Annotated in this window: 14 protein-coding genes, 1 tRNA gene and 1 pseudogene; 5 read left to right on the top strand and 11 right to left on the bottom strand. The window is 44.4% G+C overall.

What is annotated here, in order from left to right:
* From D0T51_RS04620 to alaS, 5 genes and pseudogenes are all read right to left on the bottom strand, one after another.
* Nucleotides 1-539, bottom strand: a pseudogene (locus D0T51_RS04620) (hypothetical protein); the annotation flags it as partial.
* A gap of 69 nt (nucleotides 540-608) precedes the next feature.
* The gene (locus tag D0T51_RS04615; RefSeq protein ID WP_163725810.1) at nucleotides 609-1,829 is read right to left on the bottom strand and encodes a site-specific integrase; all 1,221 of its coding nucleotides are present in this window, start codon (nucleotides 1,827-1,829) and stop codon (nucleotides 609-611) included.
* Nucleotides 1,830-1,969: 140 nt separating this feature from the next.
* Nucleotides 1,970-2,043 (bottom strand) — tRNA-Pro (locus tag D0T51_RS04610).
* A 32-nt stretch (nucleotides 2,044-2,075) separates the two neighbouring features.
* A complete protein-coding gene (aroB, locus tag D0T51_RS04605) occupies nucleotides 2,076-3,182 on the bottom strand; it encodes a 3-dehydroquinate synthase (protein ID WP_163725808.1) in 1,107 nt (368 codons plus the stop codon).
* Between the two features lie 41 nt (nucleotides 3,183-3,223).
* Nucleotides 3,224-5,848, bottom strand: coding sequence for an alanine--tRNA ligase (alaS, locus tag D0T51_RS04600; RefSeq protein ID WP_163725806.1), 2,625 nt, complete (start codon nucleotides 5,846-5,848; stop codon nucleotides 3,224-3,226).
* A 98-nt stretch (nucleotides 5,849-5,946) separates the two neighbouring features.
* On the opposite strand from alaS, the gene D0T51_RS04595 reads away from it, so the two are divergent.
* From D0T51_RS04595 to D0T51_RS04575, 5 genes are all read left to right on the top strand, one after another.
* The gene (locus tag D0T51_RS04595) at nucleotides 5,947-6,930 is read left to right on the top strand and encodes a M23 family metallopeptidase (protein WP_163725804.1); all 984 of its coding nucleotides are present in this window, start codon (nucleotides 5,947-5,949) and stop codon (nucleotides 6,928-6,930) included.
* An 18-nt stretch (nucleotides 6,931-6,948) separates the two neighbouring features.
* Nucleotides 6,949-7,305, top strand: coding sequence for a MerR family transcriptional regulator (locus tag D0T51_RS04590; protein ID WP_163725802.1), 357 nt, complete (start codon nucleotides 6,949-6,951; stop codon nucleotides 7,303-7,305).
* 77 nt (nucleotides 7,306-7,382) lie between these two features.
* Complete coding sequence (locus D0T51_RS04585; RefSeq protein ID WP_163725801.1) at nucleotides 7,383-7,769, top strand: DUF3127 domain-containing protein; 387 nt, start codon at nucleotides 7,383-7,385, stop codon at nucleotides 7,767-7,769.
* 6 nt (nucleotides 7,770-7,775) lie between these two features.
* Nucleotides 7,776-8,732 carry a calcium/sodium antiporter gene (locus D0T51_RS04580; RefSeq protein ID WP_163725799.1) on the top strand — a complete coding sequence of 319 codons (957 nt, stop codon included), beginning with the start codon at nucleotides 7,776-7,778 and terminating at the stop codon, nucleotides 8,730-8,732.
* 153 nt (nucleotides 8,733-8,885) lie between these two features.
* The gene (locus D0T51_RS04575) at nucleotides 8,886-9,131 is read left to right on the top strand and encodes a GlsB/YeaQ/YmgE family stress response membrane protein (protein WP_163725797.1); all 246 of its coding nucleotides are present in this window, start codon (nucleotides 8,886-8,888) and stop codon (nucleotides 9,129-9,131) included.
* Between the two features lie 450 nt (nucleotides 9,132-9,581).
* Here the strand turns inward: D0T51_RS04575 and leuB are convergent, their stop codons facing one another.
* Genes leuB through D0T51_RS04545 form a run of 6 tightly spaced genes read right to left on the bottom strand, consistent with a single transcriptional unit; the run spans nucleotide 9,582 to nucleotide 16,199 of the window.
* A complete protein-coding gene (gene leuB / locus D0T51_RS04570; RefSeq protein ID WP_163725795.1) occupies nucleotides 9,582-10,655 on the bottom strand; it encodes a 3-isopropylmalate dehydrogenase in 1,074 nt (357 codons plus the stop codon).
* Nucleotides 10,656-10,672: 17 nt separating this feature from the next.
* Entirely contained in the window at nucleotides 10,673-11,113 is a 441-nt protein-coding gene (locus D0T51_RS04565; protein ID WP_163725793.1) for a methylglyoxal synthase, read from the bottom strand.
* Nucleotides 11,114-11,132: 19 nt separating this feature from the next.
* On the bottom strand, nucleotides 11,133-12,644 hold the full coding sequence (locus tag D0T51_RS04560; protein ID WP_203583321.1) for an alpha-isopropylmalate synthase regulatory domain-containing protein: 1,512 nt from the start codon (nucleotides 12,642-12,644) through the stop codon (nucleotides 11,133-11,135).
* Nucleotides 12,645-12,672: 28 nt separating this feature from the next.
* On the bottom strand, nucleotides 12,673-13,260 hold the full coding sequence (gene leuD, locus D0T51_RS04555) for a 3-isopropylmalate dehydratase small subunit (RefSeq protein WP_163725791.1): 588 nt from the start codon (nucleotides 13,258-13,260) through the stop codon (nucleotides 12,673-12,675).
* Between the two features lie 30 nt (nucleotides 13,261-13,290).
* Nucleotides 13,291-14,688, bottom strand: coding sequence for a 3-isopropylmalate dehydratase large subunit (gene leuC / locus D0T51_RS04550; protein ID WP_163725789.1), 1,398 nt, complete (start codon nucleotides 14,686-14,688; stop codon nucleotides 13,291-13,293).
* A gap of 11 nt (nucleotides 14,689-14,699) precedes the next feature.
* Nucleotides 14,700-16,199, bottom strand: a complete 1,500-nt coding sequence (locus D0T51_RS04545) for a 2-isopropylmalate synthase (protein ID WP_163725787.1) — start codon at nucleotides 16,197-16,199, stop codon at nucleotides 14,700-14,702.
* Between the last annotated feature and the right edge of the window lie 7 nt (nucleotides 16,200-16,206).

The raw sequence follows: 16,206 nt of genomic DNA, 5'->3' as shown, positions 1-16,206 counted from the left end.
TCATATAATTTCAACATTTCTGGTCTTACTTTATTCTGGTAATGAAAGACATCATCACTCCATGCAATATCTGTGTATAGTTCCCCTGCTTTGTATTTGCTATATATGATATATACCATTAAGAGGACATTATATAGCTGTTCAAACTCCTTTTCACTTTCGATCTTAAGTTTATTCTCGTTTTCCATAAAAAGGTCTTGGAGCTTATCAAGGATTGATGGATCAGCTATTTCAAATACAAGAAAATGATCTGTATCCATCATAAAAAGTCCTGTACTGAATATCTTGAAATCACCTTCTTTTCTGGGTGCATACCTTCTCCAATCAAACACTCCTTCATCTATAGCGTATTCGTTAAAATGAGGATCACTCACCATATATTTCTCCTTATTGGGAATAATATCAGATATTTTATAGTGGAAATGGTATGAATTAGTGAGTTCATTAGAAATCATATTTCGCTTGTAACCAAAGTATTCAGTCAACAAAGGCTCTATCTCTCTAATCTCTGGTATGCCGATTTTAATAAGTTCTTGCATGGCTTACATGATTTGACTGGTAAAAGTACAAAAATACCATCTCACCATATAGGCAAGATGGTATTTATTTCAAAGGAGATTCTTCATCGCCTCGTCTACTTGATCGTTACCAAAACTATCTAGATAAATCTGTGTGGTGGCTAAATCAGTATGCCCTAAAGCTTGGCTGATTAAAGCAACGTTCACACCTGAATTCTTTAAAATACTGGCAAACGAATGTCTTGCAACATACGTTGTGACTTCTGCTGAAATTTCTAACTCATCACCTAGCTTCCGTAGTTCTTGGTTGATCTGGTGGCAAATTTTATGAACTCTATTACTCTTTTGCATGGGAGTAATATGCCTATTCCCATCTAAAATAGGAAACAGATAAAATGCTTTCTTGCAATATTCGTCATACTTCTGTATGATATTAAGTGCCTGCTCTGAAAGCGTCAGATTGATAGGGCTGTTTGTTTTTTGCCTGCTATAGACAATTCGATTATTGATAATATTATTAGGTGAGAGATTCGCAATATCAACAAATGAGATACCGCCACAGAGATAGGAAAAGGTGAAAATATCTTGGGCTAATTTGCGCTTTTCGCTTTGTTGCGAGGTGTCTGCATTTATAATCTTCAATATCTCCTCTTTGCTTAAGGCTCTTTTCTGTGTTTTGGTGTTGAACTTGCTGACCTTAAATTCTATGAATGGGTTCTTATGAGCCTTCACCAAATTCTCTTTTATTGCCTTGTTATAGACCGATCGCAATGTTCTGAACTGGTAACTTAAAGTTGTGTACTTATTCTCTCGTTTCCTTAGCCAACTCTCATACTTCTTTAAGAATAGCACATCTATATACCCAAATGGATATGTAAGCTTTTTCCCTTTGTTGAAGTTCTTTAAAGAGTTGTAAGAGTTTAAGTAGGCATAACTGTTTCCTATATTGCCTTTTGCTCTTAACTCTTTGATGATTGCTTGGTAAAACTCTTCAACAGTAGCGACTTTGATAGACTTCTGCTCATCAAACAGAAGTGATTGAGGGGTGAAATCTTCATCATTGACAGACTTCTCTAAGACTTTCTTTTGATACTCTGTTTTAGTCTTCAAAACAAGTAAGTCTATTTGCTTTTTATTGGGGCAAATTGGCTTGGCTTGCTCTTTTTGCTCATCCCAATGACTTGGATTGATAGAAATTCCTAAACTTTTGATTGCTCTTTTTCCTCCTTTAGCAATTCGTAATACAATGGGAGATTCCCCATTTGAAAGCACTTTGTGCTTGTTGCAAATAACAGAAATCGTTGCGTGCATAAATAAATTTGGGTGACGCCACGGGTGACTTTTGTAGTCATTTTTCAGCCATTTTCATATAAAAACAACCTCTCTTGAAGCACCCCTCTTAAAAAGAAAAAGACCAGCAATCGTATTGATTACCAGTCTCTTATTAGCCGTCGGGATGACAGGATTTGAACCTGCGACCACACGCCCCCCAGACGCGTACTCTACCGGGCTGAGCTACATCCCGTTTAATTCGAGTGCAAATGTAGAATTTTTCTATTAGATGCCAAAACTTTCACGGTAAAAATCCAACGAAGCGAGGATTTTATCCTTGCTTACATCCTGGTTAATGCGGACATCTCCGACATTTGCCAAGAGAGTGAAGTTAATGACTCCGCCTTCGTTTTTCTTGTCATGCGTCATTAACTCATAGAGCCTTTCATAGTCATTGCAGTCAAAATAAAATAAGGGATAGTTCTCTTTGATATAATAGACTATCTGACTCAATTTATCCATAGGAAAATGCACTTCTTTGTAGGAGAGATAAAGCTCACAGATGATTCCTGCAGCTACGGCATGCCCATGTAACAGGGGGGCATTCTTTATAAAAGAAAGACTCTCAAAGGCATGACCGATCGTATGACCGAAATTAAGCGCTTTTCGTATTCCTTTTTCCTTGGGGTCTTCTGCAACTATATGTTCTTTCACAGCGATGGATTGAGCAACTAATTCCGTTAATTGATCATTGACAATTGACAATTGACTATTAATCGTTGCTTTATGAACGTTGGAGAATAAGGCGTTAAGATCGAATTGCAATAGAGGAGTTAATACCTTTTCGGAACTGATCAATCCGTGTTTTATCATCTCTGCATAACCGGAAAGAAAATTGTCTTTGTCCAGGGTCTGAAGAAACTGACTGTCAACAAACACGCATAATGGCGGATAAAAAGATCCTATTTCATTCTTCAGACCATTGAAGTTAATGCCTGTTTTGCCTCCGACAGCAGCATCGACCGAAGCCATTAAGGTAGTGGGCACATTGATCGTCCGGATGCCTCGCTTGAAGGTCGCCCCGGCAAACCCTCCCATATCCGTAATCATGCCTCCTCCCAGGTTCAAAAGGATGGAGTCACGCGACGCCCCCTCGTTAGACAAACGAGACCAGATGAAAGAGAGTTGTTCTACACTCTTATAAGTATCCCCTGCCTTTACCGTGATTAGGGTTGCATTTTGCATGGCAGGCACATCCTGTAGGATAGGAAAACATTTCTCCAATGTATTGTTATCTGTCAAGACAAATAATTTGTTATACGTAAGGGAGGAAAGGAATTCCTGCAACTCGGACTTCAAGTCTGTACATATGACTACTCTCTGCTCTTCCATTTTGTAAAATAAAAAAAGCCCTGTTGACACAGGGCTTTGTATTAATATTTCATTCCTGCAGCTTCTATTATGGCATCAACAGCCATTGATACCCCTTCGGTATTTTTACCTCCGGCAGTGGCAAAATGAGGTTGACCTCCTCCTCCACCCTGGATGTGTTTAGCTGCATCTTTCACTAATTTACCGGCATTCAAGCCTTCTGCTACCTGATCATCGCTCAGCATCACCATGATGGTACATTTCGATTCTTCCACGATGCCGGCAACCAGTACAAAGGGTTCATTCAATTCTCCTTTGATCTGGAACGCTATATCCTTCATTATATCCGAATGGCCTTTTCCGACATATTGTATCAATTTTACGCCATGTTGCTCTCTGGCCCTCGATATAATTTCTTTTTTGAGAACACCCGCTTTCTCCTTGACATAATCTTCGAGTTGTTTACGCATCTCCCCGCTTTCTTCGATCGTCTTTTTAATAGCCTGAACAACATTCGGCATATTATTGAACATCAAACGGATCTCATGCAATATATCTTGGAAAGTATAATTAAAGTTTTCTGCCGCTTCTGCGGTTACAGCTTCTATGCGGCGCACACCGGCGGCGATAGAACTTTCACCCACAATACGTATACTGCCTATCATTCCGGTAGCCGGGATATGTGTTCCTCCACATAACTCGATGGAATTACCATATTTCACCACACGTACTTCATCCCCATATTTTTCACCAAAAAGAGCCATCGCACCTAATTCGACAGCTTCACTGATCGGCATATTACGGTGTTCCTCCAGGGGTATATTTTCCCGGATTTTAGCATTTACCCATTTTTCCACCTGGCGAATCTCTTCGTCTGTTACTTTCTGAAAATGAGAAAAGTCAAAGCGGAGAGAATCCGGAGAGACATACGAACCTTTTTGTTCTACATGCGAGCCTAATATTTCGCGTAAGGCCTCGTGCAGAAGGTGAGTCGCCGAGTGATTGCATTCGCTCTGGATACGTTTCTTCGTATGGATTGCAGCCGTAAAGGTAAGGGTTACATCTTGAGGCAATTGGGCAACCAGATGCACAGAGAGGTTATTCTCACTTTTTGTATCCAGTATTTCCACCTTCTCTTCGTCACAGATTAAGTAACCGGTATCCCCAACCTGTCCTCCTTTTTCTGCATAGAATGGAGTCTGATCAAGTACGATCTGATATAATTCTTTGTTTTTTTGTTTTATCTTACGGTAACGAAGAATTTCCGCGTCGCATGTAAACTGGTCATACCCAACGAAACGGCTTTCTCCTTCCTTCAGAACGACCCAGTCACCCGTTTCAATAGCGGCTGCATTACGTGCCCGTTCTTTTTGTTTCTGCATTTCTGCATTGAACTCATCCAGGTTCACATCCATACCTTGTTCGCGCAGGATCAACTCTGTCAAGTCAAGCGGAAAGCCATAGGTATCGTAAAGCGTGAAAGCATCTGTACCGCTGACAATCTTCTTACCTGCTGTTTTGGCTTCTTCAATCTTTTTATCCAATAGACGGATACCCGTCTCCAAGGTGCGAAGGAAAGATTCCTCTTCTTCTTTGATCACCTTTTCGATCAGTGTCTGTTGAGCAATCAATTCCGGATAAGCATCTCCCATTGTACCAATCAGAGCCGGGATCAATGAATACATAAATGCTTCGCGGCGATTCAGGAAGGTATATCCGTAACGGACAGCCCGGCGCAAAATACGACGGATCACATATCCGGCTTTTGCATTCGACGGCAATTGTCCATCTGTGATAGAGAAAGCGATTGTCCGGATATGATCAGCGATCACACGCATGGCTATATCTTGTTGTTTATCCTTTCCATAGGTTGTTCCCGTTTGGGAGGCGATGGTCTGAATGATGGGTTGGAACACATCCGTGTCATAGTTCGATGTTTTCCCCTGGATAGCCATACATAAGCGCTCAAAACCCATACCTGTATCGATCACACGGGCAGGAAGGCCGACAAGCGAACCATCACTCAAGCGATTGTATTGCATAAACACCAGGTTCCATATCTCGATCACCTGGGGATGGTCTTTATTGACCAATTCAGCGCCCGACACAATAGCCCGTTCATTTTCAGGACGCAAATCTATATGTATCTCCGAGCAGGGACCACAAGGACCTGTATCTCCCATTTCCCAGAAGTTATCTTTTTTGTTTCCGTTCAGGATATGATCCAAAGGCAGATATTCCTCCCAATAACCGGCGGCTTCATTGTCGCGTTCCAAATTCTCGGCAGGGCTTCCTTCAAAAACAGTGGCATATAATCGGGCAGGATCCAGTTTCAATACATCTACCAAATATTCCCAGGCCCATTCGATCGCTTCTTTTTTAAAGTAGTCACCAAACGACCAGTTCCCCAACATCTCAAACATGGTATGATGGTAAGTATCATGCCCTACTTCTTCCAGGTCATTGTGTTTTCCGCTGACACGCAAACACTTCTGTGAATCCGCGACACGGGCATATTTGATAGGGACATTGCCTAAGATAATATCTTTGAACTGGTTCATTCCTGCATTTGTAAACATCAATGTAGGATCTCCTTTGATAACCATAGGAGCGGAAGGTACAATCTGGTGGCCTTTAGATGCAAAAAAGGCTTTAAATGATTCGCGGGTTTCTTTAGCTGTCAACATATTATAAACTCGTAACTACTCGTTAATATTCCAAAAAAGGATTTGCAAAAGTACTGCAAATTATTATTTTTGCATCTATTTCCGTAACAAAATATTCCATGAAGCTATTCAAGTCGCGCAAAACATACTACTTATACAACCCCAATACGCTTAGTTACGAGCGTGTATACCCCTCTCCCAAAGATCGTCTTTTCACTATTCTTCGTCACCTGAGTACAGGCATCGTCTTTGGTATAGCCACATTCTTCGCGATGATGTATTTGTTTGATTCCCCTATGGAATTTCAATTACAGAAAGAGAATAAACTGTTACAAACACAATATGAGATTTTATCTCTTCGCCTGAATAACGCATTTGAAGTATTGGAAGACCTGCAACAAAGAGACGAAAACCTGTATCGCGCCATATTCCAGGCAGAGTCAATCCCGGAATCAGTACGCAAATCCGGCTTCGGAGGCAGCAACCGGTATGAACACCTAATGGATCTTTCCAACCCGGATCTGGTCGTTTCGACCACGCGCAAAATGGATATGCTTCGTAAACAATTATATGTGCAGTCCAACTCCCTGGAAGAACTCATTCATTTAGGCAAGAGCCAGGAAGAACGCAGCCAATGTATTCCTGCCATTCAACCCATATCGAATAAGGACCTGACGCGCACAGCTTCCGGTTACGGGATGCGGATTGACCCGATCTACCGGGTACCTCGTTTCCATACGGGTATGGACTTCACCGCCAAGATCGGCACAGACATTTATGCCACAGGTAACGGTGTTGTCACCTTCGCTGCCTGGAAACAAGGATATGGCAACTGTATCATAGTGGATCATGGATATGGCTATCAGACATTATACGGTCATATGAGTAAATACCGTGCCCGGGTCGGACAGAAAGTCGTTCGCGGACAGGTGATAGGTGAAGTCGGTAATTCAGGCAAATCAACAGGCCCCCATTTGCATTACGAAGTAATTGTACGTGGTAAATACGACAATCCGGCGAAGTACTACTATATGGATTTGACTCCGGAGGAATATGACCGGATGATCCAGATAGCCGACAACCATGGGCAGGTAATGGATTAACCAAAACAAAGAGAATATATGGCCTTAAAAAAAGAAAAACCTGCCAAATTATACTACTCCATCAGCGAGGTGGCGCAGATGTTTGACATCAACGAATCGACCCTTCGTTTCTGGGAGAAAGAGTTTGATGTGATTCGTCCCCGCAAGACAGCCAAAGGAACGCGATTCTACAAACAGGAAGATATCGACTCCGTTCGCCTGATCTATTATTTGGTGAAAGAGCGAGGCATGACTTTAGCCGGTGCCCGTCAGCGGTTAAAAGAAAACAAAGACTCTACCGTCCGCCAGGAAGATATCATTCATCGGTTGAAACAAATAAAAGAAGAACTCTTATCGATGAAAGAAGCCTTCGACAATATCGATCCCAAAGAGTAAGCATTTTTAGCCTTATGCATGCTTTGCCCATTCGGTAGAAAACTCTATCTTTGCCCGTAAATTTAATGACAAACAAAATGGAAGTTACGGGAAGAATTATAGCTATACTGCCGGAGCAAGGAGGAGTGAGCAAGACAGGAAACGAGTGGAAAAAGCAAGAATATGTATTGGAAACGCAAGATCAATACCCTAAGAAAGTATGCTTCCAACTGTTTGGTGCTGACCGTATTGCCCAAGCAGCCATTCAATTAGATGAAATGCTTACCGTCTCTTTTGATATCGACAGTCGCGAATACCAGGGACGTTGGTTCACCAATATCAATGCCTGGAAAGTGGAACGGGCTCTTTCTGCCGAAGGCATGCCTGCCGCCGGAGGAACGACTCCCGGTAATTTCGCACCGGCATCAGCTCCTGTCGCCCCAGACTTTGGACCGACCAATCCGGTTGACGACCTCCCTTTCTAATTAGATATGCATATTATTTTCTTAATCGGTGGTTTGCTCCTTATCCTTTGGGGGGCAAACGCTTTGACGGATGGTGCAGCCGCTGTAGCTAAACGTTTTCGTATATCCGACCTGGTCATAGGGCTGACGATTGTTGCTTTCGGCACATCGGCACCGGAACTGACCGTGAGTGTTGTCTCTGCTTTGAAAGGAAGCGCAGACCTGGCCGTAGGCAATGTGTTGGGAAGTAACCTGTTCAACACCTTGATGATAGTAGGCTGTACGGCAGCTATTCTTCCGATAAAGATAACCCAAGGCACGCTTAAACATGAAATACCCCTCACCCTATTGGCCTCTGTTGCCTTTTTCATATGTGCGAGTGACATCTTGATAAACCGGGCAGAAGCGGATGTGATCAGCCGGAGTGACGGCCTGCTCTTGCTTTGTTTTTTTGCCATTTTCCTGGGATATACATTTGCTATTGCACGCAAAGAGACAGCCAAGAAGGAGGAGGACTCTTCCGTAAAAGCGATGCCGCATGGGAAAGCTGCACTTTTTATCATCGGAGGCTTGGCGGGTCTGATCTATGGAGGCCAATTGTTTGTAGACGGTGCCTCAGGTATTGCCCGCAGCTTAGGCGTCAGCGAATCAATCATAGCCCTTACCTTGGTTGCAGGAGGTACCTCCTTGCCGGAATTAGCGACTTCCGTAGTGGCTGCTCTGAAGAAAAAACCGGAGATAGCCATTGGCAATGTCATCGGGTCGAATCTTTTCAATATATTCTTTGTATTGGGTTGTAGCGCCACAATCACCCCCTTGAATTTACAAGGCATTCAAGTTATAGACTTTTACGCGTTGATAGGCTCCTCCATTCTATTATACCTATTCGGCATGTTTTTCAAGAAACGTACGATCACACGGCTGGAAGGTATTATTTTGATAGCTGGTTACATTGCGTATACGCTCTATCTTATCTATTCGTAAACACCCCTTTTTATCATCCATTCAAATTTATTCTGCATTTTCATTCTATCCTGAACAAAACGAATGCTTGATTGTTTTAAGTAAAAAGCATATAGATCAAGGCTTCTATATGTTTGAACAAAAAAATATTTATTCACTTAAAACAATAAAGTCATGGGATTATTATGGTCTATCATTGTAGGTATTCTGGCAGGTGCTATTGCCGGTTGGATTATGAAAGGTAGTGGTTTTGGTATAATCGTGAATCTAATCGTAGGTTTAGTCGGTAGTGTTTTAGGAGGGTGGATCTACGGATTACTGGGATTCTCGACCAGTAGCATTATCGGATCCCTGATAATGTCGGTTATCGGTGCAGTCATTTTACTTTGGGTAATCTCACTTATCAAGAAACGCACATAAGTGAGTAAGTATCACACAGAAATCCTATGAAATAAACAGCAATAGGTAAAACCTTGCCATTGCCGCAAGTAACGGCAGAAAGAAGGAGAATACCGGGCTGAATACTTCGTAAAAAGATAAAATAGTTTGATAAATTAATTGTTTACTTGTTGATTATGTTTCATGAAAAGCATGCTAAATGGGCATGAGAGTTGACGTGAGTCCCCTCCATGCCCATTTGCTTTTTGCCTACGCTGAGTCAGCCTCAAGAGAAAACGAATAGACTGATCCGTTTTCAATAGGATCCCCCCCTTAATTCAAGGATTATTTTATTGCCGATGCGCATCGGCAATATTGCTGAACGTGTTCGTCAATATTGCTGAACAGCATCGTTAATATTGCCGATGCCCATCGGCAATAGAATTTCGGCTTGTAAAAACAGTAGAACAATATCGTTTGATTACCTCTTTATCAAGCTTTTGTCTCAATATAGTTTGCAATCCAATCCCCCACTTCGCTGGTAGAGTATTTTTTTCCTCCGGAAGCAATATCTTCCGTGACAATGGCAGCTTCCATAGAGGCGGTCACCGCTTCCCGAATCAATCGCCCCTCCTCCATCCGATCGAAAGCATATTCAAACATCAGGGCGGCACTCAGGATGGTAGCTAACGGATTAGCTATATTTTTTCCGGCCGCCTGCGGATAAGAACCGTGAATAGGCTCGAACACAGAGGTATGCATACCGATAGAAGCCGAAGGTAGCATACCCAGGGAACCCGTAATCACCGAAGCCTCGTCTGTCAGAATATCTCCGAACATATTCTCGGTCACCATCACATCAAAGCTTTTCGGCCATTGAATAATACGCATAGCCGCGTTGTCCACAAACATATATTCAGTTTCCACATCAGGATATTCCTTTTCTATTTCCTGCGCTACCTGACGCCAGAGACGGGATGTTGCCAACACATTGGCTTTGTCTACAACGGTCAGTTTCTTTCTCCTTTTCCGGGCATACTGATAAGAAAGGCGAACGATACGTTCGATTTCCTCCCGGGTATACACACAGGTATCATACGCCGTATCTCCATCTTCAGAACGTCCTTGCGGACGACCGAAATAGAGTCCGCCTGTCAGTTCCCGTATACACATAAAATCGGCACCCTCCACCAAGTCTGCCCGAAGCGGTGATTGATGTATCAAAGAAGGAAAGGTAGTCACCGGACGGATATTGGCATAGAGACCTAACTTTTTGCGCATAGCCAACAACCCTTGTTCGGGACGCACTTTGGCAGACGGATCGTTATCATAGCGGGGCGAACCGATGGCTCCGAAGAGGACAGCGTCGCTATGCATACATAGTTCATGCGTTTCATCCGGATAAGGATTGCCCGTGGCATCGATAGCGGCGGCTCCCACCAAGGCTTCCTCATAGTTTAAGGTATGTCCGAACTTCCGGCATACGGCTTTTACCGCCTTCATTCCTTGCTCAACAATCTCAGGGCCGATGCCATCACCGGCCAATACTGCAATACGTATATTCATTTGTATGTTATTCTTATTTATCGTTGGAAATGTACATATTTGGGCTCCATGGGTACATATGTCTCATCGTCCCAAAGGGTACTGGTAAGCATTAAATCGGCACTATACCGGTTACAGGCAATGGGCACATTGTGCACCCGGCACTGCCGAAGCAACATCTGGATATCGGCCTCGTGCGGCTGCGGATTCAAATCGTCTATCAGGAAGATAGCCAGGTCAATCTCTTTGCGAACGACCATCGCGGCTATTTCCGCATCTCCTCCCAGCGGTCCGGAATGCATGCGGGTCATCTCTATATCGATGCCTTTTTCTAAAAAAGCATCATATACCATTCCACCGGTTGTTCCGGTGCACACCAGGTGTTGACTGGCCAGAAAGTCGGCATTATGTATGGCCCACTCTACCATATCTACTTTGCGTTTATCATGCGCTACCAATGCGATCTTCAATTGCTTCATAAGTAATACCTCCTGTTTTTTAGTTTTCTATTTTGTTCAACATTTTCAATGTAGCTTTAATAGCCGACTCCGTCTGGTCTACATCCAGTCCACGGGTTTTGAAATCCACTCCGGCATAATTCCAACTGATAATCGTCTGCACGAAAGCATCCGTGCGTCCTCCCGGAGGAATAGAAACCGAATAATTCGTCAACATCGGGAACGGACGTCCCAGGTTGGTGTATATCTTCCGGACGGCTCGCACAAAAGCATCGTATTGTCCGTCACCGGAGGAAAACTCCTCATACGCCTGGCCGTTGATTTCCATCTTGACCGTTGCCACCGGACGTAAGCCTTGTGCCAAAGATAAGGAATAATTCATGATGCGTATCTTTTCTTCTTCATTGGTCGCCTGGTTTAATACATCACTGATGATATAAGGCAGATCTTCTTGTGTGACCACCTCTTTTTTATCTCCCAGGGCAGTGATACGTTCGGTCACTTTACGCATCGAATCATCATCCATATCAATACCCAGGGCTTCCAGGTTTTTCCGGATATTCGACTTGCCGGATGTCTTACCCAAGGCATATTCGCGTATGCGACCGAAACGTTCCGGCAATAAATCATTGTAATACAGATTATTCTTATTATCCCCATCGGCATGCACACCGGCACATTGAGTAAAAACATATTCACCGACAATAGGTTCATTGGGTGCTATGTGCACACTTGAATAGGTTTCGACCAGGCGGCTGACCCGGTTGATCTTTTCTTCTTTCAGGGTCGTTATTTCTCCCAATTGATCTTTGATAACTGCCAACACACTACTCAACGGGGCATTGCCAGCCCGTTCGCCCAGTCCGTTCACCGTGGTATGCACCCCTTTCACTCCTGCCCGGATCGCTGCATATACATTTCCCACAGCCAGATCATAATCATTATGCGCATGAAAATCAAACCACAAATCAGGATAGTGATTCATCATCTTATGACAATAATCATATGTACTTTCCGGATTCAACACCCCTAAGGTATCAGGCAACATAAAGCGCCGGATCGGCAAGTCCTTTAGGCCATCGATAAACTGAAACACATACTCGGGAGAGTGCTGAATACCGTTCGACCAGTCTTCCAGGTATAGGTTCACCTCTATCTTTTTCTCCATAGCCAACTGAATCACCTGGCGAATGTCGCGGATATGTTCTTCCGGGGTACGGCAGAGGTGCTCCGTGACATGTTTATACGAGCCTTTACAGAGCAGGTTTACCACCCGACATCCGGCAGCTTCAATCCAGTTGAGCGACACGTCTCCATCCACAAAACCAAGGACCTCCAATTTGTCCAAGTTACCCGTTCGTTCCGCCCAACGGGATATTTTCCGAACGGCTTCAAACTCTCCTTCCGAAACGCGTGCCGAAGCTATCTCCACACGGTTCACCCCCAACTCACCCAAAAGGATTTGAGCGATACTTAGTTTTTCATGTGCCGAAAAAGAAACACCTGTCGTTTGTTCCCCATCCCGCAGGGTGGTATCCATTATTTCTATCATGATAATCTATTTTATAAGTGAACGCGATCTAACGACCTGATTCGTAAGCTTCGATCTTTAACTTATTGGCCAACAGGTAGTCGATATCATCCAGTCCGTTTACCAGGCAGTCTTTTTTGTAAGGGTTGATATCGAATGACTCGCTGTTGCCCGTTTCGTTGTTACAAATGGTCTGGTTAGGTAGATCGACTGTCAATGTCGCTTGTGGATTCTTTTCTGCCGAAGCAAATATCTCAGTGAGGAACTCCGGTGATACTACTACGGGTAGAACCCCGTTGTTCATCGCGTTGTTCTTGAAAATATCAGCAAAAAAGCTACTCACGACCACACGAAATCCGGCACCGGCAATAGCCCAGGCGGCATGTTCACGGCTCGATCCGCTACCGAAGTTTTTACCGGCCACGAGTATCTCCCCTTTGTATACCCCCTGGTTCAATACAAAGTCCGGATTCGGATGCCCCTCTTTGTCGTACCGCCAATCACGGAACAGGTTATCGCCGAAGCCTTCTTTAGTCGTCGCCTTCAGAAACCGGGCCGGTATGATCTGATCCGTATCTACATTCTCCAACGGTAACGGCACAAAGGTAGATATGATTCTATTTATTTTCTCTTTCATTCTTGTCACATTTTTGTTAATCATTGATTCTTAAAGGAACTCTCGTGGATCGGTTATAACTCCAGTCACAGCAGCGGCGGCAGCCACCAAAGGTCCGGCAAGGATGGTGCGGGCTCCCGGTCCCTGACGACCTTCGAAGTTACGGTTCGAGGTAGAGACAGCATACTTGCCGGCCGGCACCTTATCTTCGTTCATCGCCAGACAAGCGGAACAACCGGGTTGGCGCAGTTCGAAGCCTGCCTCTTCCAATATCTTATCAATGCCTTCTACCCGTATTTGCTTCTCTACCAACCAACTTCCAGGCACCAACCAGGCCGTTACATGCGGAGCTTTCTTCTTTCCTTTCACCAGCGATGCGAAAGCGCGGAAATCTTCAATCCGTCCGTTCGTGCAACTGCCCAAAAAGACATAATCAATCGTTTTACCTTGTATCGGTTCACCGGCAGTGAATCCCATATATTCCAAAGACTTCTTATAAGAGATACGACCTGCCTCATCGATACGCTCGACAACAGGTATATTCTCACAGATACCCATGCCCATGCCCGGATTGGTGCCGTAGGTGACCATCGGTTCGATGTCTTCCGCCTGAAACAGAATCTCTTTATCAAATTGAGCTCCCGGGTCGGTATACAATGTACGCCATTCGGCTATTTTCTTTTCCCACTCCACACCCCGGGGAGCAAATTCACGGTCTTTCAGATAATCAAAAGTTGTCTGGTCGGGAGCAATCATGCCTCCGCGTGCCCCCATCTCGATAGAAAGGTTGCAAATGGTCAGGCGTTCCTCCATCGTGGCGTTACGGATCACCTCGCCGGCATATTCCACAAAGTAACCGGTAGCCCCTCCGGTTGTCATCTCCCGGATAATATACAGAGCGACATCTTTGGCAGTAACTCCAGGTCTGAGTTTGCCTTCAACCGTGATGCGCATCGTTTTCGGTTTGCGTTGCATGATACATTGGGTAGCCAATGTCATCTCCACCTCACTCGTACCGATACCGAAAGCAATAGCCCCCATGGCACCATGCGTCGAGGTATGCGAGTCACCACACACCAGGGTCATACCCGGCTGCGTCAGTCCGGTTTCCGGGCCTACCACATGGATTATACCGTTCTTCGGATGCAACAGACCATAATAGGCCAAACCGAACTCTTTGGCGTTCTTTTCCAATGTGTCTACCTGGTTTTTCGATACAGGATCTTCAATGGGGCGATCCTGATGTAGGGTCGGGATATTATGATCGGGGATACAGGTCACCTGTTGCGGACGAAAAGGTTTCAGTCCCCTTTCCCGCAATCCGTCAAAAGCCTGCGGGCTGGTCACTTCATGACAATACAACCGGTCTATATATAATTGGATAGTACCGTCGGCTAAGGTATCTACGACATGTTTATCCCAAATCTTATCAAATAATGTTTTATCCATTCTTTTTATATTTATTCTACTATAAACTTATTGATTGCATCGACAAAGGCTTCTACCGAAGCGGCTATAATATCCGTATTGGCTGAAAATCCATAATAGATATTTCCTTTATACTCGACTTGCATATGTACCTTTCCGGTATCGTCACTTCCTTTACTTATTGCCTGAATGAGAAACTCTTGTATGGTCATATCACTGTTGCTGATCGCCTTCTTCACCGCTTTGATACCGGCATCGACCGGGCCATTGCCGGAAGCAGCCTCAAAGCGTTTAACCCCAGACATATTTAAACAGACACTGGCTACTGCCTGCACACCTACCCCACTGGTTACTTGCAAATAATCCAGTTTGATGCGATGCATCTCCGTCCGGTCTTTGCCCACCAGCATCAATACATCATCTTCATTGATATCTTTCTTACGATCAGCCAATTTAAGAAAATCCTGGTACACCTTATCGAGTTTCTCCTGTTCCAGTTCTACCCCCAACATATGCAGGCGATGTTTCAATGCTGCCCGTCCACTTCTTGCCGTCAATACGATGGCATTATCATCAATACCGACTTCTTTAGGATCTATGATTTCATAACTCTCCCGGTTCTTCAATACCCCATCCTGATGGATGCCGGAAGAATGCGCAAAGGCATTTCGCCCGACAATGGCTTTATTGGGTTGCACAGGCATATTCATCAGGCTGGAGACCATGCGGCTGACATCGTATATTTTGGTTGTATTGATATGGGTAATAATCTCTCTTTCTTTATGACTTTTGAAGATCATAGCAATTTCTTCCAGGGAGGTATTCCCGGCCCGTTCGCCGATACCGTTAATGGTCACCTCCACCTGACGGGCTCCATTTAACACCCCTTGTACCGTATTGGCCGTAGCCATGCCCAGATCGTTATGGCAATGCGTAGAGAGAATGGCCTTATCTATGCCTTCGACATTTTCCATCAGGTACTTAATCTTTGCACCGTACTCATCGGGCAAACAATAACCTGTCGTATCGGGAATATTCACCACCGTAGCTCCGGCTTTGATGACAGCCTCCACGACCCGCGCCAGATATTCATTGTCTGTCCGCCCGGCATCTTCACAATAAAATTCAACATCTTCCACAAAGCGTTTGGCGTAACGGGTAGCAGCAATTGCCCGCTCCAATATCTCCTCCTGCGTGGCATTGAATTTATACCGGATATGATAATCCGATGTTCCTATGCCGGTATGAATACGTCCTTTCTTGGCGTACTTCAAGGCGGCGGCAGCGGCATCGATATCTTTTTCCACTGCACGGGTCAAGGCGCAAATAGTCGGCCAAGTGACTGCTTTGGATATTTCCACCACGCTATTAAAATCACCGGGACTGGAAACAGGAAAACCTGCTTCAATCACATCCACACCGAGTTCCTCCAACGCGCGTGCTACCTGAATCTTTTCTACGGTATTCAACTGGCATCCCGGGACCTGCTCTCCGTCGCGCAGGGTAGTGTCGAAAATAAATAATCGGCTCATATCAATT

It is taken from the genome of Parabacteroides sp. 52 (genome assembly GCF_010500925.1).
Lineage (GTDB): Bacteria > Bacteroidota > Bacteroidia > Bacteroidales > Tannerellaceae > QVMG01.
This window is presented reverse-complemented; position numbering and strand designations above follow the sequence as displayed.

Bases quoted from the DNA above. Each gene is read 5' to 3' on its own strand.
- D0T51_RS04580 (WP_163725799.1), top strand. From the start codon at position 7,776: ATGCATATTATTTTCTTAATCGGTGGTTTGCTCCTTATCCTTTGGGGG.
- D0T51_RS04615 (WP_163725810.1), bottom strand. From the start codon at position 1,829: ATGCACGCAACGATTTCTGTTATTTGCAACAAGCACAAAGTGCTTTCA.
- D0T51_RS04595 (WP_163725804.1), top strand. From the start codon at position 5,947: ATGAAGCTATTCAAGTCGCGCAAAACATACTACTTATACAACCCCAAT.
- D0T51_RS04560 (WP_203583321.1), bottom strand. From the start codon at position 12,644: ATGATAGAAATAATGGATACCACCCTGCGGGATGGGGAACAAACGACA.
- leuD (WP_163725791.1), bottom strand. From the start codon at position 13,260: ATGAAAGAGAAAATAAATAGAATCATATCTACCTTTGTGCCGTTACCG.
- D0T51_RS04590 (WP_163725802.1), top strand. From the start codon at position 6,949: ATGGCCTTAAAAAAAGAAAAACCTGCCAAATTATACTACTCCATCAGC.
- leuC (WP_163725789.1), bottom strand. From the start codon at position 14,688: ATGGATAAAACATTATTTGATAAGATTTGGGATAAACATGTCGTAGAT.
- aroB (WP_163725808.1), bottom strand. From the start codon at position 3,182: ATGGAAGAGCAGAGAGTAGTCATATGTACAGACTTGAAGTCCGAGTTG.
- D0T51_RS04585 (WP_163725801.1), top strand. From the start codon at position 7,383: ATGGAAGTTACGGGAAGAATTATAGCTATACTGCCGGAGCAAGGAGGA.
- D0T51_RS04565 (WP_163725793.1), bottom strand. From the start codon at position 11,113: ATGAAGCAATTGAAGATCGCATTGGTAGCGCATGATAAACGCAAAGTA.
- D0T51_RS04545 (WP_163725787.1), bottom strand. From the start codon at position 16,199: ATGAGCCGATTATTTATTTTCGACACTACCCTGCGCGACGGAGAGCAG.
- alaS (WP_163725806.1), bottom strand. From the start codon at position 5,848: ATGTTGACAGCTAAAGAAACCCGCGAATCATTTAAAGCCTTTTTTGCA.
- D0T51_RS04575 (WP_163725797.1), top strand. From the start codon at position 8,886: ATGGGATTATTATGGTCTATCATTGTAGGTATTCTGGCAGGTGCTATT.
- leuB (WP_163725795.1), bottom strand. From the start codon at position 10,655: ATGAATATACGTATTGCAGTATTGGCCGGTGATGGCATCGGCCCTGAG.